The organism is Streptomyces sp. NPDC028991 (assembly GCF_055564775.1).
The window spans coordinates 207,217-218,805 of record NZ_JBVHVP010000013.1; the positions used below are offsets into that span (position 1 = coordinate 207,217).

13 protein-coding genes are annotated in these 11,589 nt (G+C 71.9%); 8 read left to right on the forward strand and 5 right to left on the reverse strand.

Annotation, left to right across the window (positions count from 1 at the left end):
• The first annotated feature begins 2 nt into the window (after positions 1-2).
• The 4 genes from ACZ4V1_RS24645 (at position 3) to hemC (ending at position 4,488) form a co-directional block, all read left to right on the forward strand.
• Positions 3-1,484: an MFS transporter gene (locus tag ACZ4V1_RS24645; RefSeq protein ID WP_468339635.1), complete on the forward strand. Its 1,482-nt coding sequence runs from the start codon at positions 3-5 to the stop codon at positions 1,482-1,484.
• Positions 1,485-1,581: 97 nt separating this feature from the next.
• Positions 1,582-2,562 carry an ATP-dependent DNA ligase gene (locus ACZ4V1_RS24650; RefSeq protein ID WP_468339637.1) on the forward strand — a complete coding sequence of 327 codons (981 nt, stop codon included), beginning with the start codon at positions 1,582-1,584 and terminating at the stop codon, positions 2,560-2,562.
• Between the two features lie 144 nt (positions 2,563-2,706).
• Positions 2,707-3,483 (forward strand): NPP1 family protein, encoded by a 777-nt coding sequence (locus tag ACZ4V1_RS24655; protein ID WP_468339639.1) that lies wholly within the window; start codon positions 2,707-2,709, stop codon positions 3,481-3,483.
• Positions 3,484-3,552: 69 nt separating this feature from the next.
• Complete coding sequence (gene hemC / locus ACZ4V1_RS24660) at positions 3,553-4,488, forward strand: hydroxymethylbilane synthase (protein WP_468339641.1); 936 nt, start codon at positions 3,553-3,555, stop codon at positions 4,486-4,488.
• Positions 4,489-4,507: 19 nt separating this feature from the next.
• Here hemC and ACZ4V1_RS24665 read toward each other — a convergent pair whose 3' ends face one another.
• Positions 4,508-5,032, reverse strand: coding sequence for a hypothetical protein (locus ACZ4V1_RS24665; protein WP_468339643.1), 525 nt, complete (start codon positions 5,030-5,032; stop codon positions 4,508-4,510).
• Positions 5,033-5,333: 301 nt separating this feature from the next.
• Between ACZ4V1_RS24665 and ACZ4V1_RS24670 the strand changes: the two genes are divergently transcribed.
• The gene (locus tag ACZ4V1_RS24670) at positions 5,334-6,125 is read left to right on the forward strand and encodes a SigB/SigF/SigG family RNA polymerase sigma factor (protein ID WP_468339675.1); all 792 of its coding nucleotides are present in this window, start codon (positions 5,334-5,336) and stop codon (positions 6,123-6,125) included.
• A gap of 20 nt (positions 6,126-6,145) precedes the next feature.
• Here the strand turns inward: ACZ4V1_RS24670 and ACZ4V1_RS24675 are convergent, their stop codons facing one another.
• On the reverse strand, positions 6,146-6,481 hold the full coding sequence (locus ACZ4V1_RS24675; RefSeq protein WP_468339645.1) for an ANTAR domain-containing protein: 336 nt from the start codon (positions 6,479-6,481) through the stop codon (positions 6,146-6,148).
• Positions 6,482-6,483: 2 nt separating this feature from the next.
• Positions 6,484-6,717 carry a hypothetical protein gene (locus tag ACZ4V1_RS24680; RefSeq protein WP_468339647.1) on the reverse strand — a complete coding sequence of 78 codons (234 nt, stop codon included), beginning with the start codon at positions 6,715-6,717 and terminating at the stop codon, positions 6,484-6,486.
• On the opposite strand from ACZ4V1_RS24680, the gene ACZ4V1_RS24685 reads away from it, so the two are divergent.
• Positions 6,709-7,512 (forward strand): VOC family protein, encoded by an 804-nt coding sequence (locus ACZ4V1_RS24685; protein ID WP_468339648.1) that lies wholly within the window; start codon positions 6,709-6,711, stop codon positions 7,510-7,512. The genes ACZ4V1_RS24680 and ACZ4V1_RS24685 overlap by 9 nt on opposite strands.
• 13 nt (positions 7,513-7,525) lie before the next feature.
• Here the strand turns inward: ACZ4V1_RS24685 and glgX are convergent, their stop codons facing one another.
• Together glgX and ACZ4V1_RS24695 are read right to left on the reverse strand one after the other, a co-directional pair.
• Positions 7,526-9,673: a glycogen debranching protein GlgX gene (gene glgX, locus ACZ4V1_RS24690; RefSeq protein ID WP_468339650.1), complete on the reverse strand. Its 2,148-nt coding sequence runs from the start codon at positions 9,671-9,673 to the stop codon at positions 7,526-7,528.
• A complete protein-coding gene (locus ACZ4V1_RS24695) occupies positions 9,670-10,185 on the reverse strand; it encodes a pep a2 (protein ID WP_468339652.1) in 516 nt (171 codons plus the stop codon). The genes glgX and ACZ4V1_RS24695 overlap by 4 nt, the downstream gene beginning before the upstream one ends.
• A 239-nt stretch (positions 10,186-10,424) precedes the next feature.
• Here ACZ4V1_RS24695 and ACZ4V1_RS24700 point away from each other — a divergent pair, with 239 nt between their 5' ends.
• Together ACZ4V1_RS24700 and ACZ4V1_RS24705 are read left to right on the forward strand one after the other, a co-directional pair.
• Positions 10,425-10,697 carry a DUF5133 domain-containing protein gene (locus ACZ4V1_RS24700; RefSeq protein WP_468339654.1) on the forward strand — a complete coding sequence of 91 codons (273 nt, stop codon included), beginning with the start codon at positions 10,425-10,427 and terminating at the stop codon, positions 10,695-10,697.
• A 52-nt stretch (positions 10,698-10,749) separates the two neighbouring features.
• Positions 10,750-11,589: maltotransferase domain-containing protein (locus ACZ4V1_RS24705; protein WP_468339656.1), on the forward strand; the 840-nt coding region annotated here is incomplete at its 3' end.

The following is an 11,589-nucleotide window of genomic DNA, read 5'->3' on the forward strand; positions in this document are numbered from 1 at the left end:
CCATGCCCGCATCCCCCGCCGGATCCACCGGCGCCGAGACGGCCGCCGTGCCGCGGCCGAACGCCGTGGTGGCGGTACTGGCCCTGGCCGGGATCGTCGTCTCGCTCATGCAGACCCTGGTCATCCCGATCGTCCCGGACCTTCCCAGGCTCCTGGACGCCCCCGCCTCGGACGCGGCCTGGGCGGTGACCGCCACGCTGCTCGCCGCCGCGGTGGCCACCCCGGTCGTCGGACGGCTCGGTGACATGCTCGGCAAGCGGCGGATGCTGTTGCTCAGCCTGGTGCTGCTGATCGGCGGCTCGGTGGTCTGCGCACTGAGCGACAGCCTCGTCCCGATGGTCGTCGGCCGCGCCTTGCAGGGCCTGTCCGCCGCCGTGATCCCGCTCGGCATCAGCATCATGCGCGACGAGTTGCCGGCCGAGCGGCTGGCCGGCGCCACCGCCATGATGAGCGCCTCGCTCGGGGTCGGCGGCGCGCTCGGTCTGCCCGCCGCCGCACTGATCGCGGACCACCTCGACTGGCACATGCTGTTCTGGCTTTCGGGCGCACTCGGCGCCGTCGCCCTGGTGCTGGTACTGGCGATCGTTCCCGAGTCGGCGGTACGTACCGGCGGCCGCTTCGACCTGCCCGGCGGCTTCGGCATGGCGGCCGGCCTGGTGTGCCTGCTGCTCGCGATCTCCAAGGGCGCCGACTGGGGCTGGACCGGCGGCACCACCCTCGGTCTGTTCGCTGCGGGTGTGGTGATCCTCCTGGCCTGGGGCCGGTGGGAGCTGCGTACCGCGCAGCCGCTGGTGGACCTGCGCTCCACCGCCCGCCGCCAGGTGCTGTTCACCAACCTGGCGTCCGTGGCCATCGGTTTCTCCATGTTCGCCATGTCCCTGGTGCTTCCGCAGCTCCTGCAGTTGCCCGAGGCTACCGGTTACGGCCTCGGGCGCTCCCTGCTGACCACGGGCCTGGTGATGGCGCCGTCCGGTCTGGTGATGATGGCGTTCGCCCCGGTCTCCGCGAAGGTCTCCCGGTCCAAGGGCCCGAAGGTGACACTGATGACCGGCGCCCTGATCGTCGCGGCCGGCTACGGGTTGAACATCCTCCTGATGTCCGAGCTCTGGCACCTGATACTGGTCTCCTGCGTCATCAGCGCGGGCATCGGCTTCGCCTACGGCGCCATGCCGGCGCTGATCATGGGCGCCGTGCCGGCGAGCGAGACGGCCGCCGCGAACAGCCTGAACACCCTCATGCGGTCCATCGGTACGTCGGTCGCCAGTGCCATCGCCGGAGTGATACTGGCTCAGCTGACCATCGACCTCGGCGGCTTCGCCCTGCCGTCCGAGGACGCGTTCAAGGTGGTCATGGCCATCGGCGCCGGTGCGGCCCTGCTCGCCTGCCTGATCGCGTCCTTCATCCCGCGGCACCGCCCCGCCGCCGGACCGGCGCACCCGGCACCGGCCGGCGCAGGCGCCTCGGAGAGCGCCTCCGTCCGCTGACGGCGCCGGCGCCGGTCCCGCCCCGGGCCCGGCGCCGTTCAGGCGAACCTGGCGGGCAACGCGCGTGACGGCGCACGGGTGCGTCGAGAACTGACCCGTGGAGCTGCCGCTGATCCCTCCCATGCTCGCCACGCCCGGTGCCCTGCCGTCCGCCGCGCAGGACGCGCGCTGGGCCTACGAGACCAAGCAGGACGGCCAGCGCGTGGTGGTCTACCTGCCCGGCGACGGCACCGTGCTGCTCCGCGCCCGCTCCGGCCACGACATCACGGCCGCCTACCCCGAACTGGCACCGCTCGGCACGGCGCTCGGCTCCACCGCCGCCGTGCTGGACGGGGAGGTGCTGGCTCTGGACGAAGAGGGCCGCGCCGACTTCCAGTTGCTGCAGTCCCGCATGGGCCTGGCGCACGCCCCGGGCCGTGCGGCGCACCGGGCGGCGCGGGTCCCCGTCCATCTGGTGCTGTTCGACGCCCTGCACCTGGCCGGCCGGCCCCTCCTCCGCCTCCCCTACACCCGCCGCCGCCAGCGGTTGACGGATCTCGGCCTCGGCGGGCCGTCCTGGTCCACCCCGGCCGCCCTGGTCGGCCACGGCGAGCAGGCACTGCGGGCCACCCGCGAGCACGGCCTGGAGGGCCTGGTGTGCAAGCGGCTGGACTCGGTGTACGAGCCGGGGATCCGCTCCCGGGCCTGGATCAAGATCCGCAACATGCGCAGCGAGGACGTCGTGGTCGGCGGCTGGCTGCCCGGCAGGGGACGGCTCACGGGCCTGCCCGGCGCCGTCCTGGTCGGCCAGCGCGCCGCGGGCCGGCTGCGCTACGTCGGCGGGGTCGGCACCGGCTGGAGCGCGGCCGAGCGCACCGAGCTGGCGGCGCTGCTGCGGGCCGCCGCGAGCGACGTGTGCCCCTTCGACCCCGTACCGCCGGTGCCGGGGGCGCGCTGGGCCGTCCCCCGGCTGGTCGGCGAGGTCCGGTACAGCACCCGCACCCGGGAGGGCATGCTGCGCCAGCCGTCCTGGCTCAGGCTCCGGCCGGACCTCGCGCCCGAGGAGTCGGCCGCCGACATTCCGGACGACATGGTGTGAACGGGTGACCCCGCGTCAAGTATTGGGCTGCCCTTCACCACCGGGACGCCCGTGGCCCCTTGGCGCGGAAGTGCAAAGACGGGACCCTGAACTCCCCTTACCCCCACAGCCGTTGGGCTGCGCCCGGAATCAGAGGAGGACGCGGTGTCGTCGCGTACCGCCCCCACCCGCCGCAAGAGATGGCTCGCCGCACCGCTCGGTGCGCTCGCCCTCGTCGTCGCCTTCCCCGCCACCGCCTTCGCCGCCCCGCCCCCGGGGCTGCCCGGCAACGCCGACGGCCTGGAGCGGACGTACCAGCCCGCCTACGACTACGACACCGACGGCTGCTACCCCACGCCGGCCATCGGCGCCGACGGCGCGGTCAACGGCGGACTCAAACCGACCGGCGCGCTCAACGGCAACTGCCGGGACGCCGTCGACCTGGACAACACCAACGGCTACGCACGCGCCAAGTGCGACAGCGGCTGGTGCGCCTACATGTACGGCCTCTACTTCGAGAAGGACCAGGCGCTGCCCGGCAGCGGCCTCGGCGGCCACCGGCACGACTGGGAGCACGTCGTGGTGTGGGTACGGGACGGCACCGTGGAGTACGTCTCGACCTCCAGCCACGGATCGTTCCGTGTGCACGCGAGGTCGGCGGTCCGCTTCGACGGCACGCATCCGAAGATCGTCTACCACAAGGACGGCGTCAGCACCCACTGCTTCCGCCCGGCGACCTCGGGCGACGAGCCGCCGGAGAACCACCGGGGCGGTTGGCAGTATCCGACGCTGGTCGGCTGGAACGGCTATCCGGCCGGCCTGCGCGAGAAGCTGAGCTCCCACGACTTCGGCAGCGCCACCTTCGGCCTCAAGGACGGCAGTTTCGCCTCCCACCTGGCGGCCGCCAAGCCCTCCGGCATCCCCTTCGACCCGAACGCCTGAGGCGCCCGGCCGGGGCCGGTCGAGCGAACCACGCAACCGGCGGGCCCCGGAGAGCACTATCGTGTCCGCATGTCCGCCCCCGAACTGATCCGCATCGTCTCCCGCGACTCCCCGATGGCCCTGGCGCAGGTCGAACGCGTCAGGGCCGCGTTGGCGGCCCTCCACCCCGGCGTGCGCACCGAGGTCGTGCCGGTGAAGACCACCGGCGACAAGTGGCTCGGCGACCTGTCGCAGGTGGAGGGCAAGGGCGCGTTCACCAAGGAGGTGGACGCCGCGCTGCTGTCGGGTGAGGCCGACCTGGCGGTGCACTGCGTCAAGGACGTGCCCGCCGACCGGCCGCTGCCGGCCGGCACGGTGTTCGCCGCGTTCCTGGAGCGGGACGACATCAGGGACGCGCTGATCCATCCGGAGGGGCTCACCCTGGACGAGCTGCCGGCCGGGACCCGCGTCGGGACCTCCTCGGTCCGCCGCGTCGCCCAACTGGCCGCCACCCACCCGGACCTGACGTGTGTGCCGTTCCGTGGCAACGCCAACCGGCGGCTGGCGAAGCTGGCCGCCGGCGACGCGGACGCCCTGCTGCTCGCGGTCTCCGGTCTGGAGCGCATCGGCCGCCGTGACGTGATCAGCGAGGTCCTCTCCCCCGAGACGATGATGCCGCCGATCGGCGCGGGCATCCTCGCCCTGCAGTGCCGTGAGGGCGACACCGCCCTCATCGACGCCGTCACCGGCCTCGGTGACCCGCAGACCCATCGTGAGGCGACGGCGGAGCGCATGTTCCTGCACGTCCTGCAGGGGCACTGCAACAGCCCGATCGCCGGATACGCCCGCGTGGAGCGGAGCGGGGAACTCTCCCTGCGGGCCTGCGTCTTCACCCCGGACGGCAAGACGCGGCTGAACGCACACGAGTGGGCCGGCCGCCTCGACCCGGCGACGCTGGGCACGTCGGTCGCCGTGGCCCTGCTGCGCCAGGGGGCCCGCGAGATCATCGACGGCATCGCGCACTGAGGCGCCGGCCCCCCGGGGATCAGGCGGAGCCCTCCTCCGCCTGGCCCCGCAGGAAGGCACTCACCTGGTGCGCCACCCCGTCGTCCCGCACCGTGCCGGACAGGCTTCCGGCGCTCCCGTCGGGCAGCCCGAGGCCGCCCGTCCACAGCCGGCGGTCGGCCCACTCCTCGTCCACCCGCACCTGCACCTGGACGTCCACCTGGCCGAGGCTCGCCTCCGGGCCGGCGGCGTAGAGCACGGCGGTGGCCCGGCGCAGCGGGTAGACGTCGAAACCCTCGATGAACTGGGAGTTGCGCCAGTCGATGAACGCGCTCTCCCCGTCGGGGCCGATCCGCACGTCGATCTGCCCGTCCTCCAGGTGGATGCCGAGCTGCCGGCCGCCCCGGTTCTCGACGGTCACCCGGACACAGAAGTACGTCAGCCCCTCGGCGGCGTCGTCGCGTCCACGCGGCGGCTCGGCGGCCTCGAGTCGGTGGACGCGGACCCGCAGACCGGCGTGCTCGTCGTACTCCTGCCAGTCCCCGACGACGTTCGGCTCGTACACGGTGCCCCTCTCGACCTCTCGACGCTGCTTCCTATCTGTGTGCTCAGTGCACTGTCAAATGAGCGGAATGCGCTGTGGCCAGGGACTTCGCCCCTTTTGATCAGTGATCAAGCGCTGCGCAGGAAGTATCCGCCGGTGCCCCCGCCGGGCGATCACCCAGAGCGTGCCGCACATCACGTTCGGCGGCGCCGCCGTCTCGCTCACCGGTCCGCAGCCGTTCGGGTGGCCGTTCGGGAGAAACGCGCTCAGTATCCATATATATGAGGACTTGCCCGCACCCCTGCTGAGGGAGGTGCGCATGATGCGTATCGCCGGCAGAACCAAGCCCCATCCGCACGACGACGCTCCCGACACGTCCGCGGCCTTCGACCGGCTCGCCGGGCTGCCCGAGGGCCCGGAGCGCAAGGCGCTGCGGGACGAACTGATCCAGGTGTGGCTGCCCATGGCCGAGCGGATCGCGGTCCGCTTCCGGGGACGCGGAGAGAACCTGGAGGACCTCTACCAGGTGGCGGCCCTGGGACTGGTCAAGGCCGTCGACCACTACGACCCGGAACGCGGCCACGCCTTCGAGGCGTACGCCGTGCCGACCGTGACCGGCGAGATCAAGCGGCACTTCCGCGACCACATGTGGACCCTGCACGTGCCGCGGCGAATCCAGGACCTGCGCAACCGGGTACGCAAATCCGCGAAGGAACTGGCCCAGACCACGCCGGGCCGCGCCCCCACCATCGAGGAGATCGCCGACCACGCGCAGCTCACCACGGTCGAGGTCCGTACCGGCATGGAGGCCCTGGAGTGCTTCTCCGCCCTCTCGCTGGAGGCGGAGATGCCGGGGACCGACGGGTACGCGCTCGGGGACGCGCTCGGCGGGCCGGATCCGGCCTTCGACGCGGTCGTGGACCGGGTGGCCGTCCGGCCCTGCCTGGAGGCGCTGCCCGAACGTGAGCGCACCATCCTCTACCTGCGCTTCTTCGGCGGGATGACGCAGAGCCGCATCGCGCAGCAGCTCGGCATCTCCCAGATGCACGTCTCCCGGCTGCTCAGCGGCTGCTTCGACCGGATCCGCGACGAGATCCTCGCGGAGGTCCGCTGAGACGGTCGCGGTGCGCCGTCTCAGCGCTCAGGCGGTTCGCCGGGGATCCGTACGGGGCCGTGGCGGTCCAGGGAGTCCTCGAGGGCGGCCCGGATTCCCGGCGGCATCACTCCAGTGCGCCCCCAGATGAGTATCAGTTCCGCCACATTGCGCAGTTTGATGTTCGTATGCTGGGAAACTTCCTTCAGTACGATCCATCCCTCGTCCGGCGTCACCCTGCCCAGGACGACGACCATCCCGATCGCCTGGTCGACGACGGCGTGCGAGACGACCGCCTCCTTGAGCTGCCGGACCTGCTCCTGCAACTGGAAGATCTGGTCCGAGCCGGTCTGGTCCGAGCCCCAGTCCGTGGGCATGGTCACCTCCGGATCCGGCGGGTCTCCGCCACCTGTGCCGCGCGGTACCGCTCCGACGCATCCATCGTCGCCACCTGCGCCTCCTCGCGCCACTGGGCTGTCCGGGGCTCGTCCGCCACCGTTTCGGCGTCGCGGCCGGGGTACTCGGCAGGCGCCCGCCGCACTCCCGGCCGGACACTGGTGTGGAGCCGGTGGCTGCCGGTGGACGAGACCAGGACGCGACTGCCATGAACCACGACATGCCCCTCCCCGCCGGCCAGGAGAGCCTCCTTTCCACGCACTCCGTGTACGGGGCCCCCTGCTGGGTGAGTCTGACCAGCCGTGATCTGAAGGCCACCGAGGAGTTCTACTCCGCCGTACTGGGCTGGCAGTGGCGGCCCGCCAAGCTGGGCGAGCCCTTCCGGATCGCCCTGGCCGACGGGGCGCCGGTCGCGGGTATCGCCGCGGTCGCCGCGATGTGGCAGATGGCGGTGGCGTGGACGCCGTACTTCGCCGTGCGCAGCGCGGACGAGGCCGTGTCGCGGGCGCAGGAGCGCGGTGGCACGGCCGCGGTCGGGCCGATCTCCCTCCCGCCCGGGCGGGCGGCCCTGCTGGCCGACCGGGACGGCGCGACCTTCGGGATCTGGGAGGGCGAACTTTTCTCGGACTGGGAGACCTGGCGCACCTCGCGTCCGGCCTTCATCCGGCTGCACACCCGGGACGCCTTCGACTCCGCCATCTTCTACGGCGAGATCTTCGACTGGGCGTCGGGGCCCAACGGCTGCTGCGAGGTCCGGTACGAGGGCGACGAGGTCGTGCTGCGCAACCAGGGGGACGTGGTGGCACGCATCGAGTCGGGCGCCCTGGGAGCGGCGCCCGACCCGGCCATCCGGCCGCACTGGCAGGTCCACTTCGCGGTCCGGGACGTCACGGCCTGCGCCCGCGCCGCCGAGCGGCACGGTGGCAGCGTGCTGTCGCTGGACACCGACGAGGCCGTGCTCCGGGACGCCGACGGCGCGCAGTTCACGGTGACCGCGCGCCGCCTCGGCTGATCTCACGGGCTGCTCACCGGCCGGTGCGGGACGGCCGGGAGAGCAGCACCAGACTGCGCTGCTCGACGGTCACCACGGTGCCCGCCTTGTGCTCCGCCTCGTCGGGAACGCCCTCGGGGTCGGCGGTGTCGATCAGCGTCGCCCAGCGTTCCCCGTAGGTGGCGTCGGGCAGCCGGAAGTCGGCCGGCTCCCAGTGGCTGTTGAACAGCAGCAGGAAGGAGTCGTCCTCGACCGGCCGGCCGCACGGGTCGGGTTCGGCGATGGCGTCGCCGTTGAGGAAGACGCCGACGGCGTGCGCGTCGGAGCGCTGCCAGTCGTCGTCGGTCATCTCCCGCGCGTCCGGCAGCAGCCACACCAGGTCGGGCAGCGGCTGGTCCGCGTGGGTGGGGGTGTCACCGCGGAAGTAGCGGCGCCGGCGCAGGACGGGGTGGCCGGCCCGCAGCGCGATGACGCGCCGGGTGAAGTCCAGCAGCGCGCGCTGTTCCCCGTTCAGCCGCCAGTCGATCCAGGAGATGGCGTTGTCCTGGCAGTAGGCGTTGTTGTTGCCCCGCTGGGTGCGGCCCAGTTCGTCGCCGTGGCAGAGCATCGGGATGCCCTGCGAGAGCAGGAGCGTGGCGAGGAAGTTGCGCTGCTGTCGGCCGCGCAGCTCCCGTACGGCCGGGTCCCTCGTCTCGCCCTCGGCTCCGCAGTTCCAGGACCGGTTGTGACTCTCGCCGTCCCGGTTGCCCTCGCCGTTGGCCTCGTTGTGCTTGTCGTTGTACGAGACGAGGTCGCGCAGGGTGAACCCGTCGTGCGCGGTCACGAAGTTGACGCTGGCGCGGGGGCGGCGCCGGCTGTGCTGGTACAGGTCGGAGGAGCCGGTCAGCCGGGAGGCGAACTCGCCGAGCGTGTGCTCCTCGCCGCGCCAGAAGTCCCGCACCGCGTCGCGGTACATGCCGTTCCACTCCGACCACAGCTGCGGGAAGTTGCCGACCTGGTAGCCGCCCTCGCCGACGTCCCAGGGCTCGGCGATCAGCTTGACGCGGCTGATCACCGGGTCCTGCTGGATGAGGTCGAAGAACGCCGACAGCCGGTCGACCTCGTGGAACTGCCGGGCCAGCGTGGCGGCGAGGTCGAAGCGGAATCCGTCGACGTGCATCTCGGTCACCCAGTACCGCAGCGAGTCCATGATCAGCTGGAGTACGTAGGGGTGTCGCATCAGCAGGCTGTTGCCGGTGCCGGTGGTGTCGTAGTAGTGCTGCCAGTCGCCGTCCACCAGGCGGTAGTACGAGGCGTTGTCGATGCCGCGGAAGGAGAGGGTGGGTCCCTTCTCGTTGCCCTCGGCGGTGTGGTTGTAGACCACGTCGAGGATCACTTCGAGGCCGGCCTCGTGCAGGGTCTTGACCATCGACTTGAACTCGGTGACCTGCTGGCCGCGGGTGCCGAGGGCGGCGTAGCCGTTGTGGGGCGCGAAGAAGCCGATGGTGTTGTAGCCCCAGTAGTTGGACAGGCCCCGGTCCTGGAGGTGGCCGTCGTGCACGAACTGGTGCACCGGCATCAGCTCCACGGCGGTCACGCCGAGGGACGTCAGGTGTTCCACGACCGCCGGGTGCGCCAGTCCCGCGTAGGTGCCGCGCAGTTCCTCGGGGACGTCGGGGTGGGTGCGGGTGAGACCGCGGACATGGGCCTCGTAGATCACGCTCTCCGAGTACGGGCGCCTGGGCGGCCGGTCGTCGCCCCAGTCGAAGAACGGGTCGGTGACCACGCCGAGCATGGTGTGCCCGGCGCTGTCGCCCGGGTCGGCCCTGCCTCTGGCCCGTTCGAAGAGGGAGGCGTGGTTGTCCACCATCCCGTCCACGGCCCGCGTGTACGGGTCGAGGAGCAGCTTCGCCGGGTTGCAGCGATGGCCCACGGCCGGGGCCCACGGACCGTGGACCCGGTAGCCGTAGCGCTGCCCCGGGCCGACGCCAGGCAGGTAGCAGTGCCAGACGAAGCCGTCGACCTCGGGCAGCGGGATGGTGCTGTGGGTGCCGTCGTCGTCGACGAGGACGAGGTCGACGCGTTCGGCGACCTCGCTGAACAGCGCGAAGTTGGTGCCCTGTCCGTCGTACGCGGCCCCCAGGGGGTAGGGGTGCCCGCTCCACACGGGCGACCCCTTCCAGTTCGGCCTGGCGCGGGTCACCGGGCCTCCTCCAGAACGCCGTTCGTCCTGCCGGCCGGTCCGGCCAGCCGGGCCACCGGCATGATCTCGCGTGGCACTTCCAGCCCCTCCTGGGTGATCGGCTCCGGCGCCGTCGCCACCAGCGGGACGCGTTCGCCGGCCCGGGCGCGCTGCGAGAACCAGATGACCTTGGCCCCGGTGTCGGCGGCGCAGCAGCCCCAGCCGTCGCTGGTGGCGGCGAGGTGCTGGAGGCAGGTGCGCAGGTCCTGGTCGGGACGGAGCGCGTGGTCGTTGCCCCCCACGGCCGTGATGAGGTGCTGGTGGTTCCACCACATCTCGATCGACGTGTTCTTGTCGCTCGCGTGCTCGTCGATCGCCCGGAGCAGCATTTCGGCGCCCGAGCAGACGGGTTCGACGAGGTTCTCCAGGTTCCAGAACCGGAGGTGAGCGGCCAGGATGCGCCTGACCTGTCCGACCCGTTCCGGGCTCACTTCCACGTCGAGGTGGTAGTAGCAGGGCACTGCGGTCTTCATCGTCGTGGCTCCTCACCGCGAAAGCTCTCGCTCCTCCTCGCCCCTTGGGGGACGAGCTCCCCGAACACGAAGCGTGAGCACTGATCGCTTCTGAGTCACTCCAGAGTGGGAGCAGTAGTCCATTCGTGCAACACGAGAAAGCAGTTGAAGATCCAACAAGACGGCGCGTCACCACCCGTGCACCATGTGTGAAGAACTCGATCGTCCGTACCCCCGGACCGTCCGGAAGGTGACCGGCCATGCTGCTTCCCGCCAAAAGCGAAGTCGCCCGGCAGCTGCGGCGTTACCGCGCCTGGGAACGCTCGATGCTCGCGTCCCCGGCGGATGTGGGCGTCCGGTCCACCTTCGAGGACTCCGGTTACACCCTCTGCGTACTGATGGGAAAGCGGTGCGCACGCGAGGCCGCGGATGCCGCCGAAAGGTATCTGCGAACGAACCTGGTCACCCCTGCGCAGGAGCAGGTGGACCGGCTCTCCCCGTCGGGGCGGAAGACCCCCTCCGGCGCGGCTTGACCCGAACGGCCGGGCCCCGGCCCGGCCCCGAGCACGGCGGAGGTGAGAACGGATGAGTGCGACCGTGGGGATCGGACGTATCCCGGTACGGGACGTCCACCCGGTGGTGGAGTACGGCAGGCGCCCGGCGAAGGCGGTGGCGGGAGAGACGTTCCAGGTCACCGCCACCGTGTTCCGGGAGGGGCACGACGCGGTCGCCGCCAACGTCGTGCTGAAGGACCCCGAGGGCCGGCCGGGCCCGTGGACGCCGATGCGGGAGCTGGCCCCCGGCAGCGACCGCTGGGGCGCCGAGGTCACCCCGGGCGCCCCGGGCGACTGGACGTACCGGGTGGAGGCGTGGAGCGACCCCGTCGCCACCTGGAAGCACCACGCGCGGATCAAGGTGCCGGCGGGGATCGACACCGGCCTCGTCCTGGAAGAGGGCGCCGAACTGTACCGGCGGGCCGCGGCGGGGGTCCCCGAGGACGCCGGACGTGCCGTGGTGCTGGCCGCCGCTGACGCCCTGCTCGACGACACGCTGCCCGTGGCCACCCGGCTGGCGGCGGCGTTGACGCCCCGGGTGGACGCGGTGCTGGCCCGGCATCCGCTGCGGGAACTGGTCACCACCTCCGACCCGCTGCCCCTGCTGGTCGAGCGCGAACGCGCCCTGTACGGCGCCTGGTACGAGTTCTTCCCCCGCTCCGAGGGCACCCCCGAACAGCCCCACGGCACCTTCCGCACCGCCGAACGCCGACTGCCCGCCATCGCCGCCATGGGCTTCGACGTCGTCTACCTCCCACCCGTCCACCCCATCGGCACCACCCACCGCAAGGGCCGCAACAACACCCTCTCCGCCACCCCCGACGACGTCGGCGTCCCCTGGGCCATCGGCTCCCCCGAAGGCGGCCACGAC

Bases quoted from the DNA above. Each gene is read 5' to 3' on its own strand.
- ACZ4V1_RS24685 (WP_468339648.1), top strand. From the start codon at position 6,709: ATGAACCACGACATGCCCCTCCCCGCCGGCCAGGAGAGCCTCCTTTCC.
- ACZ4V1_RS24675 (WP_468339645.1), bottom strand. From the start codon at position 6,481: ATGCCCACGGACTGGGGCTCGGACCAGACCGGCTCGGACCAGATCTTC.
- hemC (WP_468339641.1), top strand. From the start codon at position 3,553: ATGTCCGCCCCCGAACTGATCCGCATCGTCTCCCGCGACTCCCCGATG.
- ACZ4V1_RS24670 (WP_468339675.1), top strand. From the start codon at position 5,334: ATGCGTATCGCCGGCAGAACCAAGCCCCATCCGCACGACGACGCTCCC.
- ACZ4V1_RS24695 (WP_468339652.1), bottom strand. From the start codon at position 10,185: ATGAAGACCGCAGTGCCCTGCTACTACCACCTCGACGTGGAAGTGAGC.
- ACZ4V1_RS24700 (WP_468339654.1), top strand. From the start codon at position 10,425: ATGCTGCTTCCCGCCAAAAGCGAAGTCGCCCGGCAGCTGCGGCGTTAC.
- ACZ4V1_RS24645 (WP_468339635.1), top strand. From the start codon at position 3: ATGCCCGCATCCCCCGCCGGATCCACCGGCGCCGAGACGGCCGCCGTG.